At 35.2% G+C, this 19,471-nt stretch carries 23 protein-coding genes and 1 pseudogene; 7 read left to right on the forward strand and 17 right to left on the reverse strand.

Annotated features, from left to right (window positions below; genetic code table 11):
- Positions 1-68: 68 nt before the first annotated feature.
- The 8 genes from NSS97_RS22050 to NSS97_RS22085 form a co-directional block, all read right to left on the reverse strand.
- Complete coding sequence (locus NSS97_RS22050; protein ID WP_002088700.1) at positions 69-818, reverse strand: class I SAM-dependent DNA methyltransferase; 750 nt, start codon at positions 816-818, stop codon at positions 69-71.
- Positions 815-1,171 carry a ribosome silencing factor gene (gene rsfS, locus NSS97_RS22055; protein ID WP_000653209.1) on the reverse strand — a complete coding sequence of 119 codons (357 nt, stop codon included), beginning with the start codon at positions 1,169-1,171 and terminating at the stop codon, positions 815-817. Before rsfS ends, NSS97_RS22050 begins: the two co-directional genes overlap by 4 nt.
- Positions 1,168-1,737, reverse strand: coding sequence for a bis(5'-nucleosyl)-tetraphosphatase (symmetrical) YqeK (yqeK, locus tag NSS97_RS22060; RefSeq protein WP_002143180.1), 570 nt, complete (start codon positions 1,735-1,737; stop codon positions 1,168-1,170). Before yqeK ends, rsfS begins: the two co-directional genes overlap by 4 nt.
- Positions 1,727-2,296: a nicotinate-nucleotide adenylyltransferase gene (locus NSS97_RS22065; protein ID WP_107886336.1), complete on the reverse strand. Its 570-nt coding sequence runs from the start codon at positions 2,294-2,296 to the stop codon at positions 1,727-1,729. Before NSS97_RS22065 ends, yqeK begins: the two co-directional genes overlap by 11 nt.
- 135 nt (positions 2,297-2,431) lie before the next feature.
- The gene (gene yhbY / locus NSS97_RS22070; RefSeq protein WP_002015220.1) at positions 2,432-2,725 is read right to left on the reverse strand and encodes a ribosome assembly RNA-binding protein YhbY; all 294 of its coding nucleotides are present in this window, start codon (positions 2,723-2,725) and stop codon (positions 2,432-2,434) included.
- A gap of 4 nt (positions 2,726-2,729) precedes the next feature.
- The gene (aroE, locus tag NSS97_RS22075) at positions 2,730-3,563 is read right to left on the reverse strand and encodes a shikimate dehydrogenase (protein ID WP_002015222.1); all 834 of its coding nucleotides are present in this window, start codon (positions 3,561-3,563) and stop codon (positions 2,730-2,732) included.
- A gap of 15 nt (positions 3,564-3,578) precedes the next feature.
- On the reverse strand, positions 3,579-4,685 hold the full coding sequence (yqeH, locus tag NSS97_RS22080) for a ribosome biogenesis GTPase YqeH (RefSeq protein ID WP_002015224.1): 1,107 nt from the start codon (positions 4,683-4,685) through the stop codon (positions 3,579-3,581).
- Between the two features lie 3 nt (positions 4,686-4,688).
- Positions 4,689-5,201, reverse strand: a complete 513-nt coding sequence (locus tag NSS97_RS22085) for a YqeG family HAD IIIA-type phosphatase (RefSeq protein WP_002015225.1) — start codon at positions 5,199-5,201, stop codon at positions 4,689-4,691.
- A 246-nt stretch (positions 5,202-5,447) separates the two neighbouring features.
- On the opposite strand from NSS97_RS22085, the gene NSS97_RS22090 reads away from it, so the two are divergent.
- Positions 5,448-5,603, forward strand: a complete 156-nt coding sequence (locus tag NSS97_RS22090) for a sporulation histidine kinase inhibitor Sda (protein WP_002015226.1) — start codon at positions 5,448-5,450, stop codon at positions 5,601-5,603.
- 152 nt (positions 5,604-5,755) lie between these two features.
- Here the strand turns inward: NSS97_RS22090 and NSS97_RS22095 are convergent, their stop codons facing one another.
- The 3 genes from NSS97_RS22095 to NSS97_RS22105 all read right to left on the reverse strand — a co-directional run bounded on the left by NSS97_RS22095 (position 5,756) and on the right by NSS97_RS22105 (position 9,229).
- Complete coding sequence (locus tag NSS97_RS22095) at positions 5,756-6,544, reverse strand: phosphatidylserine decarboxylase (RefSeq protein ID WP_107886335.1); 789 nt, start codon at positions 6,542-6,544, stop codon at positions 5,756-5,758.
- A 291-nt stretch (positions 6,545-6,835) separates the two neighbouring features.
- Complete coding sequence (sigK, locus tag NSS97_RS22100) at positions 6,836-7,549, reverse strand: RNA polymerase sporulation sigma factor SigK (protein WP_000051382.1); 714 nt, start codon at positions 7,547-7,549, stop codon at positions 6,836-6,838.
- Between the two features lie 183 nt (positions 7,550-7,732).
- Positions 7,733-9,229 carry a YcdB/YcdC domain-containing protein gene (locus NSS97_RS22105; protein WP_107886334.1) on the reverse strand — a complete coding sequence of 499 codons (1,497 nt, stop codon included), beginning with the start codon at positions 9,227-9,229 and terminating at the stop codon, positions 7,733-7,735.
- Positions 9,230-9,533: 304 nt separating this feature from the next.
- Here NSS97_RS22105 and NSS97_RS22110 point away from each other — a divergent pair, with 304 nt between their 5' ends.
- Positions 9,534-10,184 (forward strand): GTP pyrophosphokinase, encoded by a 651-nt coding sequence (locus NSS97_RS22110; protein ID WP_002015229.1) that lies wholly within the window; start codon positions 9,534-9,536, stop codon positions 10,182-10,184.
- A 26-nt stretch (positions 10,185-10,210) separates the two neighbouring features.
- Here the strand turns inward: NSS97_RS22110 and NSS97_RS22115 are convergent, their stop codons facing one another.
- Positions 10,211-10,675 carry a hypothetical protein gene (locus NSS97_RS22115; protein WP_044442507.1) on the reverse strand — a complete coding sequence of 155 codons (465 nt, stop codon included), beginning with the start codon at positions 10,673-10,675 and terminating at the stop codon, positions 10,211-10,213.
- A gap of 54 nt (positions 10,676-10,729) precedes the next feature.
- Complete coding sequence (locus NSS97_RS22120) at positions 10,730-12,115, reverse strand: alkaline phosphatase (protein ID WP_341114039.1); 1,386 nt, start codon at positions 12,113-12,115, stop codon at positions 10,730-10,732.
- A 269-nt stretch (positions 12,116-12,384) separates the two neighbouring features.
- Between NSS97_RS22120 and NSS97_RS22125 the strand changes: the two genes are divergently transcribed.
- Entirely contained in the window at positions 12,385-13,224 is an 840-nt protein-coding gene (locus tag NSS97_RS22125) for a GNAT family N-acetyltransferase (protein WP_107886332.1), read from the forward strand.
- Positions 13,225-13,239: 15 nt separating this feature from the next.
- A complete protein-coding gene (locus tag NSS97_RS22130) occupies positions 13,240-14,124 on the forward strand; it encodes an alpha/beta fold hydrolase (RefSeq protein WP_044442501.1) in 885 nt (294 codons plus the stop codon).
- A 35-nt stretch (positions 14,125-14,159) separates the two neighbouring features.
- Here NSS97_RS22130 and NSS97_RS22135 read toward each other — a convergent pair whose 3' ends face one another.
- The 3 genes and pseudogenes from NSS97_RS22135 to NSS97_RS22145 all read right to left on the reverse strand — a co-directional run bounded on the left by NSS97_RS22135 (position 14,160) and on the right by NSS97_RS22145 (position 15,845).
- On the reverse strand, positions 14,160-14,660 hold the full coding sequence (locus NSS97_RS22135; protein WP_044442499.1) for a DoxX family protein: 501 nt from the start codon (positions 14,658-14,660) through the stop codon (positions 14,160-14,162).
- 216 nt (positions 14,661-14,876) lie between these two features.
- Positions 14,877-15,269, reverse strand: a pseudogene (locus tag NSS97_RS22140) (hypothetical protein); the annotation flags it as partial.
- Positions 15,270-15,845 carry a histidine phosphatase family protein gene (locus NSS97_RS22145; RefSeq protein ID WP_107886331.1) on the reverse strand — a complete coding sequence of 192 codons (576 nt, stop codon included), beginning with the start codon at positions 15,843-15,845 and terminating at the stop codon, positions 15,270-15,272.
- 169 nt (positions 15,846-16,014) lie between these two features.
- Here NSS97_RS22145 and NSS97_RS22150 point away from each other — a divergent pair, with 169 nt between their 5' ends.
- The 3 genes from NSS97_RS22150 to NSS97_RS22160 all read left to right on the forward strand — a co-directional run bounded on the left by NSS97_RS22150 (position 16,015) and on the right by NSS97_RS22160 (position 18,114).
- On the forward strand, positions 16,015-16,353 hold the full coding sequence (locus NSS97_RS22150; protein WP_107886330.1) for a phosphoglycerate mutase: 339 nt from the start codon (positions 16,015-16,017) through the stop codon (positions 16,351-16,353).
- Between the two features lie 285 nt (positions 16,354-16,638).
- Positions 16,639-17,718, forward strand: a complete 1,080-nt coding sequence (locus NSS97_RS22155; protein WP_341114041.1) for a transposase — start codon at positions 16,639-16,641, stop codon at positions 17,716-17,718.
- Positions 17,719-17,991: 273 nt separating this feature from the next.
- Complete coding sequence (locus tag NSS97_RS22160) at positions 17,992-18,114, forward strand: DUF4023 domain-containing protein (protein ID WP_000071861.1); 123 nt, start codon at positions 17,992-17,994, stop codon at positions 18,112-18,114.
- A 43-nt stretch (positions 18,115-18,157) separates the two neighbouring features.
- On the opposite strand, the gene NSS97_RS22165 is transcribed toward NSS97_RS22160, so the two are convergent.
- Complete coding sequence (locus NSS97_RS22165; protein WP_107887426.1) at positions 18,158-19,396, reverse strand: PD40 domain-containing protein; 1,239 nt, start codon at positions 19,394-19,396, stop codon at positions 18,158-18,160.
- Positions 19,397-19,471 lie beyond the last annotated feature (75 nt).

Consider the following 19,471-nt stretch of genomic DNA (forward strand, 5'->3'; position numbering starts at 1 on the left):
TTATTTTTCTAGAACTAAAACTACATCTTTTCTATAAAACAAAAGCAACCTTATCGGTTGCTTTTCTTTTATCCATTCTTCTTCGCCATAAAAAAGATGCGCTCTGTTTGTTCTGTCACTTCAATTCGTTCAAAGTCACCTGTGACGCGAAGCACTGTAAACCCAGCTTCTTCAAGCCATTTTGTTAACACTTCAACCGAATACGCACGTTGCACGTGACATTCGTCAAAACGATGATACACATCTTCTTCTGAATCTTGTACAAAGAATGTCAAATCATGTTCCACACTATCTGATTCTTCTCCAGGGAAGCAGTTCCAAATAAGTGATATTTCTTCGCCGTTCACTGTATATGTTTCATTTTGAAATACGTGATGTATTTTATATAAAGAGTGTACATCGAATAAAAACAAGCCATCCTGACGTAAATGGTGGAAAACTCTTCTAAATGTTTCTTGCACTCCATCTTCTTGCAATACGTAATTTAATGAGTCACAAAAGATTGTCACACAATCAAATTCACCAGGAACATCGAGCTCTCTCATGTCTTGTTGGTAAAAAGGAATAAAATAGCCTTCTCCCCCCAATTTTTGCTGCGCGACAGTTAACATTTCTTCCGAAAGATCTACACCAATTAAGTCATAACCTTTTCGCACAAGCGGAAGTGTTACGTTACCAGTTCCACATGCTACGTCAAGGATTCTTGCCTCTTTCATAGATGCCTGTTGTAAACTTTCCTCTGTGAATTCCACCCATTTATCATAAGGGACATCATTCATCAGTTCGTCATACAGCAAAGCAAATTGTTCGTATTTCATTGATCTAGCTCATCTGCAATATCTTCACGCGGCACATCGCCCCATAGACGCTCTAAATTATAGTGATTACGCTCATCTTTATGGAATACATGAGCAACCACATCACCAAGGTCTACTAAAACCCAACGTGCTTCATCAAAGCCTTCCATACGTTGTACGTTAATTTCGAACTCATGTGCCTTCGCTTTAATTTCACGTGCAATTGCTTGTACTTGCTTGTCTGAATTTCCGTGACAAATAATAAAATAGTCTGCAATCGGTGAAATACCTTGCATATTTAGTACAACCATATCTTCTGCTCTCTTATCATCAGCTGCTTTTGCCGCTAATACTAATAACTCTTTATCTTTCATTTATTAATTTCCTCCTTGATAACTTCATTGTATGTTTGGAATGTTAATGGATAAATCGTTTGATCTTTTTCCATTAAAAATTGAATTGTTCGCTTTAAAGCAAACAGTAAAGCTTGATTTATATCTTTATATGCGAGTTTCCTCGCTTCTTCCACACCAGGAAACTTACGTCCTGGTTCAATGTAATCTGCTACATAAATAACTTTATCTAACATTGTCATTTTTTCATGACCACTTGTATGATATGTAATAGCTTGTAGAATTTCAGGATCAGTAATGCCTACTTCTTTTTCTACTAAGTATGCCCCAACAGGTGCATGCCATAACTCTTTGTTATAGTGCAGTAGATCCTTTGGCAAAGCTTCTCTCTTAATAATCTCTTCCATTTCTGGAATCGCCCTACATTTTGCATAATCGTGAAATATAGCAGCCGTCTCTGCCTTTTTCTCATCTACACCATATAATCTGGCAAGTTCAATCGCTGTTTCCATTACACCAACCGTGTGTATATAACGTTTTTCATGCATTTGTTGTTTGACAATACTAAGTGCTTCCTCACGATTCATACAACCCATCCCTCTCGATATATACCTGTACTTTTTCGGGGAGTAAATATTTGCACGTTTTCTTCGTCATATATCTCTCACGTAACAGAGAAGAAGAAACTGCAAACTCCGGAATTTCCACTTTTACGATATCATAAGGCGTATGTAATGTATAACCTGGTCTTGCAACTCCAACGAAAGTCACAAGCTTAAGTAACTTTTCAATGTTATACCACTTCGGCAAATACTCAACCATGTCTCCGCCAATAATAAAGTGAAACTGCACATCCGGATACTTCTCCGTTAATTGTACCATAGTATCGTACGTATAAGATGGGCCTTCTCTGTCTAGCTCTTCTAAACAAATTGAAAAGTATGCTTCTTCCTCAATCGCTATTTGCAGCATGTTTAATCGACTTTTCACACTCGTAATGTTACGTCCTTGCTTGTGCGGTGGAATTTGATTCGGCAAAAACCATACCTCTTCCAACCCTAAAGCATGATACACTTCATTTGCAATTAACAAATGTCCATTATGAGGTGGATCAAACGTGCCACCAATAATGCCAATTTTTCTCAAAAGAAACGCCCCTTCCTTTTACATACAGCAACTCTCCCCATACAAATTCGAAGAGAGCCCACTGTTAATAAAAGTTCAATTGGTTTCGCTTTCTACATATCAAGCGTCCATTACGAAATAACTCACGTATATCTTTTATCGAGGAAGCTTAATCTGCTTATTCTCTCTTGATTCTTTGTATAAAACAATTGTGCTTCCGATTACTTGAACGATTTCAGCTCGTGCACCTTGTGCAAGCTCTTCTGCAACTTCACTACGATCAAATTCACAGTTTTGTAATACGCTCACTTTAAATAGTTCACGAACTTCTAATGCTTCTCCAATTTGTTTCACCATATTTTCATTCACGCCACCTTTTCCAACTTGAAAAATCGGTGTTAAATGATGTGCCTTTGCACGTAAAAATCTTTTTTGTTTTCCTGTTAACATATAATTAGCCTCCAAGCTCTCTCATTACTAATTGTTTCATTCTATCAATATTCGGCACACACCCTGTCCACATTTCAAACGCAAGTGCACCTTGATAAACGAACATATCGATTCCATTTTGAATTATTGCACCTTGTTCTTTCGCATCGCCTAAAATTTTCGTCTCAAATGGATTATAAATAATATCAGAAACAATCGTTCCTTGTTTCAATGAACGAATTTCCAGCGGCGTATACTCAACATGTGGATGCATACCTATCGTTGTTGTTTGGATGATAATATCATATTCCCCTTGATTTTCTGCTGCACATTCTAACGATAGAGCATGCGAATTAACATTTGCCATGCACCCAGAGATAAGGTTTTTCGCCTTATCTCTCGTACGATTAGCAATATCAATTTCTTTCACACCTACATCGGCAAGCGAGAAGTAAATAGCTCGGCTAGCACCACCTGCACCGATTAATAAAATACGTTTCTCTTGAAGTGGATCTTCACTAATTGACTGCAGGGCACGAACAAAACCAATTCCATCTGTATTATACCCAATCAATTTTCCATCTCGATGAACTACTGTATTTACCGCACCGATTTGCCTTGCTAACGGGGCAATCTCATCCAAGTACTCCATAATTGCAACTTTGTGCGGAGTCGTTACATTAAATCCTGAAATACCTAATGCTTTCAAACCTTTTACTGCTTCCCCTAGCGCTTCTTCTTCTACAAGAAACGCATGATAATGGGCATCCATATTCAAGTGTTCAAATGCATCGTTATGCATAACGGGTGATAATGAATGTCCAATTGGATTTCCGATTACACCATATAATTGTTTCATAAATCCCTCTCCATATTAAATTAAAGATTTACGTAATGAAACACTTACTCCTTTTGGTACATGAGCAACAATTTTCGCTCCTGATTCATTTACAGTAACCCAGCCCAATCCAGAGAATACAACATCCGTTTTCGGCTCACGAATATTAAATTCATATTTCACAAACTTAGGCATATTTTCTAATTCTTCTGGTGTCGGTGGATTCAATAATTCTCCAGCGTGTTTTTCGTACAATTCATCAGCCTTTTCAAGCTTTGTACGATGGATTGTTAAACGGTTTGAGAAATGACAAGTGAATGCACGACGGCCCCCACTCACATAATCAAATCGTGCTAATCCACCAAAGAATAATGTTTGTTCTTCATTTAATTGGAATACCATTGGCTTAACTTCTGTAGTCGGTGTAATAAGCTTTAAGCTTTGTTTCCCAACATAATGCGCCATTTGATGATGATTAATAATACCTGGTGTATCGTATAAAGATGACGTTTCGTCTAATGGGATATCAATTAAATCAAGCGTTGTTCCTGGGAAATGTGATGTTGTAATTACATTCTCAGTCTCATCACTAAACTCTTTAATCATACGATTAATAAATGTTGATTTACCAACATTCGTACATCCAACAACATAAACATCTTTACCTTCGCGGTAATGCTCAATTGCATCAGCAAGTTCAGCGATTCCTTGTCCTTTAGCTGCACTAATTAAAAAGACATCTTCTGGTTTTAAACCAAGTTGCTTTGCACTATAGCGCATCCAATGTTTTACTTTATCATGCTTAACTGACTTTGGAATTAAGTCAGCCTTATTCCCTACAAGTAATACTTTATTGTTCCCTACAAAACGATGTAAGCCCGGTAACCAGCTACCATTGAAATCGAAAATATCTACGATTTTAACCACTAGTGCGTCTGATTGTCCAATTCCGTTCAAAATACGAAGGAAATCATCATCTGTTAAAGATACATCTTGAATTTCGTTATAATGTTTCAAACGAAAACAACGTTGGCAAATTACTTGTTCTTTTTCTAAAGATGATACAGGAGCGTATCCTACTTCATTTTTATTTTCTGTTTGAATTTCTACACCGCAACCAATACATTTAATTGTTTCAGTCAAACTTTATTCCTCCCAGTTAATTAAGCCTTTTTTCTTCATGTTTCTCATAATTCTTCGTTCAATTTTCCGATTAAATCGTGTCACCAATCCGTCCGTTTGCGCTACCGGTACAACTAAAATTGTATGAAGTCCCACACGATTCCCGCCGAGCACATCCGTTAGTAACTGATCTCCAATTACTACAACTTCATCTGGCTGCAGGTGCATCTCATGTATCGCACGCTTAAATGCGCGAACAAACGGTTTGCGCGCACTATGAATAAACGGAATACCTAATGGGTCAGCGAAGTCTTTAACGCGTTGCTCGTTGTTATTTGAAACGACCGTTACTTGAATATCATTTTCTTTCATTTTCAAAAACCACTCTTCAAGCTGTGGCGTTGCGTTTGGACGATCCCATTCAATTAAAGTGTTATCTAAATCAGTAATAACTCCTTTAATTCCACGCTTTTTCAAATCTTCTGGTTGAATATGATATATATTTTTCACATATTCATTTGGTAAAAATAACTTCAATTTCTTTCACCTCTTTGAGGATTTCCCATAAAATTTTTCGACAACATTTTTCGATAGATAACCTGTGGATAAACTTGTACACACTTTCCACGTTAATTTTTCAGTCAATTTGGAATTTACTAACAATCTATTCACATTTTATCCACTGAGTTATGTGGATAACCTCTTGTTTGTGACTGTCATATTTTTTTGGTACATTAAATGCAACAACGAATCAATCCTTATATTATTAGGAGGTGACTCACCTTGAAAACAAAACACATGGAACAGTTATCTACTGATTTACTCACTGAGTCTTATTATAAAGCAAAAGAACTAAAATTAAATCCCGACTTCATTTTACTTATAAAACAAGAAATTATTAGACGCTCGTTAGAGGACAAGCTCGTCAAATCTTCTTGAGTACATATAGATTGCTGATTGACCTGTAAAAAGAGCCATCCTGCGATGGCTCTCGAATAAACAAGTACTCCCATCTAGGGGATTTCTTCATTAAGCATCTTTGTCCACATTTCTTAATTAGAGCTTCATAAGTATATTATAAAACCTTTTCTTTACTTATGAGATACTCGGGTTGCAATTTTTTCACCAAGACGCAGCTCTTGCCCACTTGTCAATTCCTGCACTGCTTTAATCATATCTTTTTCAAATAATAAAACAACTGTTGAGCCAAATGTAAAGTATGCCATCTCTTCACCTTTTTGAACAGTACTTCTTTCATGAAGGAGCTCGATACTATTAACAAACATAGCACCTACTTTTACAAGTGCCATATGTTCGCCGCCACTATTTACTTCTGTAACAGAGCGATAATTTTTTGACAATGGTTCTTTCCCATACTCCATACCCGCTGCATTTACCGGATATGATTTTCTACCGAGTACAAATCTTTCAGTCACAGAGCCAGAAAGCGGGCTATGAATACGATGATAATGACTTGGACTCAAATAAATCACCATATATGTACCGCCTGCATATCGCTTTGCACGCTCTTCATTACCTAGCATATCCACAATTGAATAACGCTTTCCTTTTATATCGAATGTTTTTGTATCCTCAATAGGACCTTGATCAGCAAAAACACCATCAACAGGACTAACGATACTCGATGCATCAGTATCAATACTACGCTTTCCTTCTTTTAGCCTACGTGTAAATAAATCATGCAATGTTCCATATTCCTTCAAACCCTTTTCCATCTCATCTTGATTAATTTGAAAAACTTTCACATACGATGGAATAATGATAGAGCTCAAACGAGATTGTGCAAATTTACGTAATATATAAGAAGTAAAACGACCATTTGTAAGTTCGATCATAAGTCGATATAATGTCCGTCGCAAATTACGAAACCTCCTAATCAGCCTATAACTTTAGTTTCCCCTTCTTTTCTCTCTATATCATATGTAAAATTGGTTCTTATTCCCACATATAGAATGGAGCCGTCTCGTTATACACGAAGAAAGACTAAGTATAATTTTTATTCTTAAATTGTTTAGCACCTTCTAATATTACAGATAGAACCCGCCATTTTCAACAGTGAACATGTATTTCTTCTTAGAACAGCTCGTTTTCTTTCCGTTTTCCCGAAAGAAAAGCAGCCACTTTTAAAGTGTAGCTGCTTACAATACACATTATTCTTTTGCTTTTTTCTCTTTCTCAGCCCGCACAAATTCATGGAACATTTTCATTAAAGCACGCTTTTCAATTCGCGATACGTAGCTTCTTGAAATACCGAGTGCCTTCGCAATCTCCCTCTGTGTTTTCTCTTTATCAAGCCCAAGTCCAAAACGCTTCACAATTACTTCTTTCTCTCGTTCGTCCAAAATATCGATATACTCTTTAATTTTTTCTAACTCCATACTAAGCTGAATCATATCAATTACATCTTCAGATTCTGATTTTAATATATCAATAAGCGATATTTCATTACCCTCTTTATCTTGCCCAATCGGATCATGAAGTGAAACGTCTTTTTTCGTTTTCTTCAGCACACGTAAATGCATCAAAATTTCATTTTCGATACAGCGTGCTGCATATGTTGCAAGCTTAGTTCCTTTCCCTGCTGAATAGCTTTCAATCGCTTTAATAAGCCCAATGGTACCAATTGAAATTAAATCTTCTGCATCTTCACCGGTGTTTTCGAATTTCTTAACAATATGAGCTACAAGCCGTAAATTATGTTCAATTAAAAGATTTCTCGCTTGAGCATCACCTTGCTCCATTAACTCTAAGTACTTTCTCTCATCATCTGATGATAACGGCTGCGGGAACGCATTGTTCTTCACATAAGAAACAAATACAAACACTTCTCGAACCATATATCCAATTGCGGCGAATAGACTCAAACCTTTCACCTCCGCCAAAATAGTGGTCTTTACTATGTGTATGTGGGCATGAGGTTGTTTGTGTCTGTACGATGTAAATATGGAACTCTTAACTTAATGGCATTCTTAAACCACTCAACGCTAATCATTAAATTTTTCTATAAACATAGTAAAAGCCAATCGAAACGTATCGATTGGCTTTTACTAATATTCACTCCAAATTTTCTCTCCAGTATGCGCATCTATGTAACGAATTTTCCGACTACAATCGACGGATTCTTTATGATTTTCACTCCTCGTTTGTTTATACAGCAGTTTATATTTCATTTCCTCTGCATCATGATCTATACACCATTCTAATTTTACTCGAATGACCTCTTTATATATTTCTAACGCTTTTTCTTTTGTTACTTTTGGTGCTGTTTCATGTGCAAGTAACTCTTCTATTATATTGCTAGGTTTTCCCGAGTAGTGCATCACAGCACCATTTTCTGTATTAATGTTGACCATGAATTCCCTATACTCTATCGGAATTTCATTCACATATACTGAAAAGACAAATCTTTCAATCCCTTCATCTTCGTCACGCTCATCCCAAAGGCGAAGATATTGTGTAACATCTGGAATAACATGTTCTAAAAATTGAAGTGCTTTTTGTAAACATTCCTCTCTAGACAGTATTTGTTTTACTTCTTTATCGTCTGCCAGTTTTATAAAACCAATTAATTCATTGGTTGATTTATCAATCGTAATGCCAACTAAATTATTATATTTTAACATCGGTAAATGCTTTTTAAAGAATTCATTCATTAAATATGGATTCTTTTCTTCTTTCTGTTTTTGTAATTCCTCTTTCGAAACAAATTTCATCCTTATTCCATCTTCATTTTCTGTCTCAGCCACTTTTGTAAAACTTTCTTTATCCCAGTCAAATAAATCGAATATATCATCTTGTTGACTAACTTTTTTCGGTTTTTCAACAGCTACAGTTGGAGGCAATTTATAATGACCTGGGTCAAATAAATCTTTACCTGTACTTGCATCAATAAACGCATGACTAGGTTCTGGTTCATATACAAGATGATAGCCTTTTACTTCCTCACCATTTTCATATTTACATGAAGAATGTGTTAAATCCACAAATACAAGTCTCATATCTTGTCTAGCTCTCAAAATTTCTAAAACGACGTTCTCCTCAACAATTTCAATTGGCCATAACGGTTTTTTCTCTATAGCTTTTTGTCCATTGTAATGAAAATGTACAACATTACCTGAAGGATGAATTCGCACAACACATCCTGTATTCGGCAATGGATATCCATTCACTTCCTGCATATAATTTATTTCTTTCCAACCACGCCAGTCATCCTTAACTGACACATATGTATAAAATTCTAATTCTTCTTCCACATATTTTTTTATAAATACATTTGCAATCTCTCTTGCCTTATTCTCCTCTATCACTTCTTTATCACTCGAAAAATAATTTTCATCATCTATCCTGAATTCAAATAAATTACCAGTATGCCTATTTAATGTAATTTGTATCTTTTTCTCCTCATCCTCTTTATGCCCCCACCATAATAGATGATACGGATCATCCACTCCTTCTTGATCATCTACAACAAGCCTATATTCATCTGGAATTTCAATAATATGGGCCACTTGCTCTTTTCTTTTTTTATCTTTTGGATTCATCATACCCTCTCCTTTATTACAATTTAAGGTAATTATAACAAACAAAACCAAAAGTCATTAGCAAAAAGACAAAAAGCTGAAACAATTAGTTCATACGAATTTCACATGAATCTATTACTATAAGAATTGTACATAGCGAAATTACTAACAATGACGTTTATTCATATATAATTTCATTTGAAAGGGGTTGAAAAGATGAAAACTAAATATCGCTTTATGATCTCATCATTTGCTGCTTGCGCCTACATGATTTGGTGTTTAGTATAATAACAACTTCACTTGTAAATAAGAAAAGGTGTGTATAGAAATGGAATATAACCAATCAACAGTTAACTACTGGAAAGCTTTTGTATTACCTTATACATTCGCTTTAGAAGAGTTAAAAACTAAATTTGAAATTATGAACCGGGAAGCTCAATTTTTAGAAGACTACAACCCGTTTGAACATATAAAAACAAGACTTAAACAACCCGAAAGTATCATTAGGAAGCTTGAGCGTAAAAACTTATCACCAACAGTTGAAAATGCTCAAACACAATTACAAGATATTATTGGCATCCGTATTACATGTTGCTTTGTAGAAGATATTTATCATTTAAAAGAAGTTATTGAAAATCGTGGAGACATGGAAATTGTAGAAGTAAAAGATTATATTGCTAATCCAAAAGGAAATGGCTATAAAAGTTTGCATATGATTATTAAATATCCATTGTCACTAAATTCTGGTACGAAAGATGTCTTTGCAGAAATTCAATTACGTACACTTGCCATGGACTTTTGGGCAAGTTTAGAACATAAGCTTTACTACAAATATGAAGGAAATATACCTGACTATTTGAAAGATGAACTACATGACGCTGCTATGAAAGCTGAAGACCTCGATAATAAGATGGCAACAATCCGTCAAGATATTGATGACATTGAAGCATGTTCAAATCAAATTTTATTACCACTATAAAAAGGTTCTCTCCTATGAGAACCTTTTTATTTCTTCTCTATCATACGAACCTCTTCAATCTTCCACCCTTCTTCTTCTTTTCCAAGTGCGTACTGCATTTTCTTCTGAAGAGTAACCTCTCCATCTACTTCTTTTTCCTCCGTTTCAACAATAACAAGCCCACCTTTAAGAGCTTTCATATTCATATGTTCTAACTCTATTTTCTTATTTCCCTTTTGAAATGCCGCTTCCTTTTGTGTTTTTAAGTCTTCAGCACTAGGCATCTTCTTTGAAAATAACTCCATATGTTCAGCAAGATTTTTTTCATTCGTCGTCCGTACAAATGCCTCAATAACATCTTGAATGGATTTCTCTTCTTCTTTCGTTATATGTACCTTTTCCTCAGTTTTCCCAGCAGATTTTTGTTCTATATTATTCTCTTGAGATTGACATCCAACTAGCAATAATACGAATACTAGAAGGAATCTTAATTTCCCTAAAAAAACGCTCATCTTTCCATCTCCTAAAAAGAAAAGTGAGGCATTTCGCCTCACTTTCATTTATAATTAGCGTCTTCCTTTATTCGGAGCGCCGCCGCCAACGATGTCAAAGACACGTTTAGCTATATTTGTATTCTCTTGAACGCCAGAGAATAAGTATTTACCTGGTCCGAATGCATATACGTTCACATCTTCACCTGTATGTCCACCCGTTGTCCAACCTGTAACCGAACGCTTATTGAAGATATCTTCAATTGCATTATCAATCTTTGTTACATCTTTTGATGGAGCTATATCATTTACAGCTTTAATTTCTTCTGGTGTTAATTGTAGATCAATATACTTTTTCAATGTTTCTTCTACATTTGCACCTTTTACAATCTCATTTGCCATAAAGTCTGGCGTACGTTTCGCAGCTTTAATCGGATCTACTTTAAAGTTATACTCACCATTCGCACCTAAAGATAATCCGCCAGTAGCATGGTCTGCAGTTGCAACAACTAATGTGTTCTTATCTTTTTTCGCAAACTCAATTGCTGCTTTAAACGCTTTTTCGAAGTCTTCCATTTCACTCATTGCACCGACAATATCATTATCATGTCCAGCCCAATCAATTTGACTACCTTCGACCATTAAGAAGAAACCGTCTTTATTTTTGTTCAAGCGCTCAATCGCGGTATTTGTCATCTCTTCTAATGAAGGTGTTTTGTCAGTACGGTCAATCATTTTGTCTAAACCACCTGGTGCAAATAAGCCAAGAACTTGATCGCTTTTATCATTTAATAATTGATTACGATCTGTTACATAACTATAACCAGACTTCTTAAATTCTTCTGTAAGATTGCGGTCTTTTCTAACAAAGTTATTTACGCCCCCGCCAAGCATAACATCTATTTTATGCTTACCTTTAATTTTCTCATCAAAGTAATCATTTGCAATTGCGTCCATATTTTTACGACTAATATCATGTGCACCGAATGCAGCTGGTGTTGCATGCGTAATTTCAGAAGTTGCAACGAGTCCCGTTGACTTCCCTTTTTCTTTCGCTTGCTCCAATACTGTTTTCACTTCAGCTTTATCATTATCTACTGCAATAGCTGCGTTATATGTTTTTATACCTGCTGACATCGCAGTAGCTGCCGATGCAGAGTCTGTAATATTTTCATGTTCATCTTCTGGATATGTTTTTTGTGTTCCTACAAGATGCTTATCAAATTCTGTAGATTCCATCTCAAATGTTTTTGGATTATCTTTCATATAACGATGAGCTGTCATATATGAAGGCCCCATACCGTCCCCAATTAATACAATGACATTTTTAATTTTTGCATTGTTTCCGTTCTCATCTGCATTAACCTCACTAGAACGCGTAAAATTCCATGTTGCTACCGAAGTAACTGCTAACGACGCCACAACTGCAAATGGCCATGCTTTTTTTACAAACTTTTTCACTGTCTTGTCCCCCTAATTAGGTTATTCATTTCCCACTATCAAATTTAATAGAAGACTGTTAAGAGAAAATGAGTTATATGTAAATTTTTTGTTAACTTATGTAAATTTAAGTTATAATTTGTATAAGTTTGTCTTTTCATATCAGGCATACTCCCCTTTACAAAGATAAATATAAACATGTTGGATTTCTTTTAATACGAACCTATTATTTTACATTTCGTAATATTATTCTTATTTTTTCTAATTTAAATAGAAATATGGTGAACTTTATGAAAACAGTAAAACTAGACGCATCTTCCATTCCAGATTTACTCTCTCTTTGCAAATCAGTCGGGTGGTTACAGCATGAGAGTTTTATGAAAGAGCAATTCCATATGTACCTTTCCATTGGCACAATTTTTGGCTATGTACATGAGAATAAACTTATTGCAGTGGGCGGGGTCTTTTCGTTTGCCCCTGGATTTTCTTCTATCGGTATGTTAATCGTGCATCCTGATTTTCAAAGAAAAGGAATTGGCCGTATTTTGTTAAACAATAGCTTAAAAGTAACTTATCCATCGCTCCCTATTACGCTCATTGCAACAAAAGCTGGTGAATCCTTATATGAATCTTATGGATTTCAATCAATAACAACAATTCATCGTTTCGAAAAACAAGCGGCTCATATAAGTACAAATTCTTTTCCCATAAAACAAATTCAGCAAGCCGATCTTCAATCTCTCATTTTTCTTGATCAGACTGCGACTGGTGCAGATCGTTCTAATCTTTATTTATCACTACTATCGAGAGCAACTTACTCCTTTAAAATAGAGCGGGATAATCAAATAGATGCTTTTGCTTTATGCATACAAAAAGGAAATGTACTATGTGTCACTCCGCTTATTTCAAAAAAAGAAAAAGACGCTATTCAGTTATTAAAAATGATTTATAAATCGTGGAATGGGACGATACGCATTGATGTTCCGCACTCACAATTCATATTCCGCCAATTTCTTCAAACAGCAAATTTCCATGAAACGCTCCTTTCACCTCTTATGATAAAGAATGGTAATCAACTTCCTGGAAATCGTAATATACTATTTGCTATGATAGATGCAGCGTTATGTTAGAAAGGGGACACCTAATTGAAGCGATTTAGCTATTTTATAGTAGGTTGTCTTACTCTTACACTATTAGTAGGATGTAGTGCAGCAGAAAAGCCAGTAGAACAAGTAAAACAAGTTAAAAATACAATTACAGCGAAACTGGCTACCGAGGAAAAAATGGTAGAGATAGATGGTCAAACGATTTACTTTAAAAAGATTGGTGATGAAAAACCACCTTTACTTATGATCCATGGATTTGGAGGATCATCCGATGGTTTTCAAAAGGTTTACTCAGATTTAGCAAAAGATCATACGATTATTTCTGTTGATGCTTTAGGATTCGGACGTTCCTCTAAACCGATGGATTTTTATTATTCTTTCCCAACTCATGCAAATTTGTATTATAAGTTAATGAAAAAACTAGGGTATGACTCATTCGCAATACTGGGACATTCTATGGGCGGAGAAATTTCTCTTAATTTAACATATTTATACCCTGAAGCGGTTACCCACCTTATTTTAACTGATGCTACAGGCGGCCCTCATACGTTCGTTAATAAACAAGGTTCACCAAAACCAAAGTTGTCGACTGATTTAAGTGCCGTTTCTTCTATTGCAGATTATGATGAGAGCAAAGTTAAATTCAAGCGTAATGATGAAGAGCATTATAATAAAATGAAATTATGGCCTAGGCGTCTTCAAATCAACGCAACTGAAATCAAGCAACCAACTTTAATTATATGGGGAAGAAATGATAATAGCGTTTCTTGGAAAGAAGGAGAAACTTATCATCAATTCTTAAAAAATAGCACTTTCCATATTATTGAAAAAGGTTATCATGCTCCATTTCGTCAAGAGCCACAAGAATTTGTAGGGTATGTAAAAGATTTCTTCGAGAAAAATCCTATAAGTGCTGAAAAATAAACGGGTATCTCATTTTGAGATACCCGTTTCATATATTAAGCAGCTTGCTTTTGGCGTTTTTGAATTTTTGATCCTAGTACTTTTGGAATAACTAAGCCATCAATTCCAAGTTTTCCAGCATTTATACCAGAAACAAGAACGAACATGGATAAGATAACCATTTCAGGGTTTACACCAATTGACCCACTAAACATATAGGAAAAGTTCATTACAAGACCGAAAAAGACCGCTGTTTTTGTTAAACAGCCTACAATTAAACCAATTCCGACTAAAATTTCTCCCCACGTCACAAGTGTATTAAATAAATCAACGTTTGGAATTGCAAAATCTTGTAAGAATGATGCCCACCAAGATTGAACAGCTGGTTGTGCTCCTTTAGATTTTTCAATTGCACCTTGTAAATAACCAGTTGCATCGAAGCCTTTCCCTTGTAGTTTACCGATTCCAGCCATTACCCATGTGTAACCAAGATACACTCGAATTATCGCTAATACAAAAGAAACTGCTTTGTTTTCTCTTAAAAATTGAATAATCATATCTTCCTCCTAAAGTTGTAATTAAGTCAGTTACAGATAATATAATAACATTAGTTACTTACTTTTAAAACGTTAATCGTGAATAATTTGTGACATACATAAAAAACATTAAATACTAACGTTTATATAGTAACTTTTATTACCTGTAAAAACTTGAACATATCATACCACAGGTGATAATCATTTTCATTGAAGAAAATGTAAAAAAACTGTGAGTTAAATGTGAAACGCATTCATTCGAATATAGAATAAATCCGTTTCATATTGTTTATATACTCGAAATGTACATGTCTCCTCATCGGTTAATCTCGCTTCTCGAACAACTTCTTCTAACGTTTTGTCATGGTTAATAAACCCGTAAAATAGGCGTATTGTAAACATAAGTGCTACATTTCCATCTACATAATCTATCAATCCAACATATGATTTTACACCACTATGTAAAAAGGATTCTACTAGTTTCAACTCCCCAAACTTATACCAACCATTTACAATATGTGTAATATGCAATTTTGCATATTACTTAATTTCCGCTACGCTAAAGTATACTCTCGGCTCATTTAAGTCGTACACATCTTCTCCTAACTCTTCCATTACAAATTTCCTCTCCTATAAGTCCATTTCATATATACCCGTTTCTTTCAAAAAATCAGCTCTAGTTAAAGCGACTTTCTGTAAATATTGCCTATACGCTGTAATTGTTCCATCGTGTGCAACGATACAAATTTTTTCTGCTTTTAACTGATAGCACCAGTGCAGAAATTCATTTACTATTTGCTGAAATTCCATCTCCGAGATGATATTGACTCCCTCATTCCATAGCAATTCATTTCTACTTTCTTCTAATGAAAAATGTGGAAATAAATTTTGTATTATCTTTCGATCTAACAATTGATCGCACGGTAATGTTTTGGCGGATTCCCGATAAGGAAAAATACGCGGGGATATATATGGGTGAACAATTTTTTGACAAGCAACTTCCGCACTCCATATTGTCGCAGTTTGTAAAGTTCGGAGTGTAGGACTAGCGATTAATATATCCTTTTCTTGTAATGGTACATCGCACTGAAGCAATTCAGCCTGCTTCTTTCCCACGCCCGTCAATGGTGGATTCACTGCTTGTAAACTTAATGGTAAATCTTTCGTATGTTCACCTTCACCATGCCGAACAAAAATAAGTTTCATTCTCCTCTTCCTCTCACTAGAAAATGGTCTCACATATTTCTTCCCTATTTTTTTCTTTACTCCTGCTATTTTAAAAAGTAGAATGTAAAAAGCATTTGACATCAACGTTTGGAAAATATTACAATTATATATGTAAAATACTTTTTACAAGAAGAGGAGGATTACAAATATGAAATGGATTATCGTCTTTATGGGAATGATCATATGGGGATACATAAATGGCTTTTTTACTAGTGATAAAACTGCTAATCCTTGGATTACAGATGATGAGCGTGAAACAAAAATTAAACAAAAAGCAATTATCGCAAGCTGGTCTGGTGTTTTCATATTTTGTATCATTAACCTCTTAAACAAATGGTTAGGTTTAGGAACGAGCGCTATATCACCTTACTTACCATCTTCTGTCGCAACTATTTTAAAAGAAAATGTAGAGTTACAAGTTTTACTTATGTTATTCATTACAGCTTTTCCCGAACAAGAAAGCCCATCGCCTTTAGGCATGGGATGAAAGTGAGGTTGGATACGGAGTACCACTAAAAATCGCAAGGTTCGTGGTACTTTAAGTATCCAAAGTATAGGTAGTTTCTTCGGAGTTTTATTGGAATCTTTCGAAAATAAATGATATAACTAGAATAAATGATGATAGAAGAATATTCCAAAGTGTTTGAGAGGAAGATCTCCTCGTTTCATGCAGTTGTAAAGTTTATAAACACGTTCTGATTTTGTTATGATTGCTAGAAATGTATCAGATGAACACGATGTTGAAAATCAAAAAAACAAGGGGATGAAACGTATGTCACAGACCCTAACAGTGAAAGTGAAATTGATTCCAACAAAAGGACAAATCTGTTTATTGGAACAAAGCAATCAAGAATATATAAAAGTTATAAATACACTTGTATCGGAAATGGTGGAAGCAAAGAAAAGTACGAAAAAAAGCACAAAAGATATTGAAGCAAATATCCCAAGTGCAGTGAAAAATCAAGCGATTAAAGATGCGAAAAGTTTGTTTGCTACAAAAGTAAAGAAAAGCCATTATAAAATCATCCCAATTCTAAAGAGACCTGTTTGTGTATGGAACAATCAAAATTATTCATTTGAACCTACTTATATTTCAATCCCATTTAAGGTAAATGGAAAGTCGACTCGTGTAAAAATCCGAGCTTTATTAAGTGATAAAAACAATCGTAATCTGAATCTGTTAAAACATAAATTAGGTACACCTCGCATCACAAAGAAATCAAATAAATGGATAGCCCAAATATCTGTCACACTTCCTATCAATAAAAGGATAGGAACGAAAATTTTAGGCGTAGACTTAGGTCTCAAGGTCCCCGCGGTAGCAATCACAGATGATGATAAGGTTCGTTTCTTTGGGAGTGGTAGGCACAATAAATATAAGAAGCGTAAGTTTCGTAGTGTTCGTAAGAAGTTAGGAAAAGACAAAAAGGTGAAAGCCATTCGGCGAATGGATGATAAAGAGCAAAGATGGATGCAAGATAAAGATCACAAAATAAGTCGTGAGATTATTGATTTTGCGATTGCAAATCATATTTCTGTCATTCGATTAGAACAACTAACGAATATAAGACAGACGGCAAGAACAAGCCGTAAAAACGAAAAAAACCTACACACTTGGTCATTCTATCGTTTGTCACAATTTATTTCGTATAAAGCAATGATAGCTGGTATTCAGATTGAATATGTGAATCCAGCTTATACAAGTCAAAGTTGTCCGAAATGTGCTAAAAAGAATAAGGCTCAAGATAGAAAATATAAGTGTCCATGTGGGTTTAAGACACATCGTGATATCGTTGGAGCGATGAATATTCGCTGCGCAACTGTGATTGATGGTAACAGTCAATCAGCCTAAGCACCTTTATGGTCTGGTTTAGGAGGGGCAATGAGATGCCCTTATCTTGAAGGCTGTTCAAAGCAGAAATGGATTGCGAACGCTTAGTCATTCAAGAATCCCACCCGTAAATCCATAAGGATTCGGGCTTGCGACTTTAGTCGTGGGAGTCTCAAGTATGGACTATTTTACTTATACTACCGAAGAAAACTAAGCGCTTAACTTTTATCTCATGATTATCCTCCTAAATGGTTATAGTAACTAGGACGCAATGAAAAAAGGAGAGATATAAAAATGAGTAACTCAAATGACTTTTTAGATACATTACATGAAAAACAAGCAAAAGATGAACAAAATAGAAAGCGCCAAGGGAACGGAAACCCTGCGAAAAAAAAGCCAAATAAAACACATAAATAACATTGAAAAACCTACCTGAAAATTATATTTCAGGCAGGTTTTTTTACTCGTCTTTAACCGAAACGACATCTTCCCAATTCCATTTCTCATAATACCACTCTGGTACATCTATATTTTCAATCCACTTCTTCTCATGTTTTCCATCGTTATGAGCAAGCCATACATCAGCTTTCTTACGATTTGAACGGAGCCACATTAATTGGTTGCTTTTCTTACTAAAAATAGGGCTATAATCGCCTTGGCTATTGGATGGCTTTGTAATTTGATGTTGTTCATCTGTTGTACTATTTATTTCATATAAAGATGGTAGTGGTCTTTTTTCTAGAGGGACCGATAGCTCTGCTTCCTTTGCCCTTGAAACGATAATTACATTCTCGTTCTTCCATGTGAAATCCCAATCAACATAGCCTTTTGGAGTAAATATATTTTGCTGGAGAGCCGGCAATTCTTTTATTTTTAAATGCTTATTCTCTAAAGCAACTCTCCCGCTTCCTTCAATATAGGCTAATATATTTTTTGATGGCGCCCATTTGAACCATTGTGTGTTTAATAACATTTGATCTACTGTTTCAAAACGACTGCCGTCTGATCGAATTAAGCAAAGGGTATTACTATCAGCTGACAAAGAAGCTGTTGGTACTGCCAAAAACGAAATCCATTTTTGATCTGGCGACCACTTAAATCCACTTCCAACTAATGCTAAAAAATCATCATGCTCATTCGGTAGTGCATATAAATGTTTCATCTTATGAGGATTCATATTTGCATCCTTTTGTATTTCATATAACTGAGCACCTGTCCATCCTGTTGGAAGCAAGTACGCTTCTGATGATACAAGAAACTTCTTACCATCAGGATACCATGCATAGTCACCGACACCATTAGCTACGTTTTCAAAATCTACTTTCTTTTTTTCAGCATCAAATGTATTTAATGTGCGTGCAAATACAAATGCAATTATATTCTCTGTTGGTGACCATTGATAATTCGATGCTTCTGATTGAGATGGTGTAACTTTCTTTCCATCTTTCAGCCGATACAGTTCAAAGTGATTTCGCTTCTTTCCTTTTGCATATGCAAGCCATTCTCCATTGTGTGACCATTTCGGCCCTGTTGTGTACTCTCCTTTTGTAATTTGTTTTTCTTTTTCACCGACTTTAATCCATAGATTATGATTACGAATAAAGGCAACTTTTACTCCATTGTTTTCTGCGCTAGTAATAGAACTTGAACAGAAAAAAAGGAACAAAATCACGATTCCACTTACTATAAACCTTTTCATATAGCACCCCCATTTCCCCCTTTAGCATTCCTCATATTCCGCTTACTATATGCAAATATTATCCATTCGACATAA

The organism is Bacillus sp. FSL R12-0074, from assembly GCF_038005725.1.
Lineage (GTDB): Bacteria > Bacillota > Bacilli > Bacillales > Bacillaceae_G > Bacillus_A > Bacillus_A mycoides.

What these genes read in the sequence shown, in the direction of transcription:
- NSS97_RS22145 (WP_107886331.1), bottom strand. Translation starts at nt 15,845, where the DNA reads ATGAAACTTATTTTTGTTCGGCATGGTGAAGGTGAACATACGAAAGAT.
- NSS97_RS22155 (WP_341114041.1), top strand. Translation starts at nt 16,639, where the DNA reads ATGTCACAGACCCTAACAGTGAAAGTGAAATTGATTCCAACAAAAGGA.
- NSS97_RS22165 (WP_107887426.1), bottom strand. Translation starts at nt 19,396, where the DNA reads ATGAAAAGGTTTATAGTAAGTGGAATCGTGATTTTGTTCCTTTTTTTC.
- NSS97_RS22050 (WP_002088700.1), bottom strand. Translation starts at nt 818, where the DNA reads ATGAAATACGAACAATTTGCTTTGCTGTATGACGAACTGATGAATGAT.
- aroE (WP_002015222.1), bottom strand. Translation starts at nt 3,563, where the DNA reads ATGAAACAATTATATGGTGTAATCGGAAATCCAATTGGACATTCATTA.
- yqeK (WP_002143180.1), bottom strand. Translation starts at nt 1,737, where the DNA reads ATGAATCGTGAGGAAGCACTTAGTATTGTCAAACAACAAATGCATGAA.
- NSS97_RS22125 (WP_107886332.1), top strand. Translation starts at nt 12,385, where the DNA reads ATGAAAACAGTAAAACTAGACGCATCTTCCATTCCAGATTTACTCTCT.
- yhbY (WP_002015220.1), bottom strand. Translation starts at nt 2,725, where the DNA reads ATGTTAACAGGAAAACAAAAAAGATTTTTACGTGCAAAGGCACATCAT.
- NSS97_RS22105 (WP_107886334.1), bottom strand. Translation starts at nt 9,229, where the DNA reads ATGATGAATCCAAAAGATAAAAAAAGAAAAGAGCAAGTGGCCCATATT.
- NSS97_RS22115 (WP_044442507.1), bottom strand. Translation starts at nt 10,675, where the DNA reads ATGAGCGTTTTTTTAGGGAAATTAAGATTCCTTCTAGTATTCGTATTA.
- NSS97_RS22135 (WP_044442499.1), bottom strand. Translation starts at nt 14,660, where the DNA reads ATGATTATTCAATTTTTAAGAGAAAACAAAGCAGTTTCTTTTGTATTA.
- rsfS (WP_000653209.1), bottom strand. Translation starts at nt 1,171, where the DNA reads ATGAAAGATAAAGAGTTATTAGTATTAGCGGCAAAAGCAGCTGATGAT.
- NSS97_RS22160 (WP_000071861.1), top strand. Translation starts at nt 17,992, where the DNA reads ATGAGTAACTCAAATGACTTTTTAGATACATTACATGAAAAACAAGCA.
- NSS97_RS22150 (WP_107886330.1), top strand. Translation starts at nt 16,015, where the DNA reads ATGAAATGGATTATCGTCTTTATGGGAATGATCATATGGGGATACATA.
- NSS97_RS22110 (WP_002015229.1), top strand. Translation starts at nt 9,534, where the DNA reads ATGGAATATAACCAATCAACAGTTAACTACTGGAAAGCTTTTGTATTA.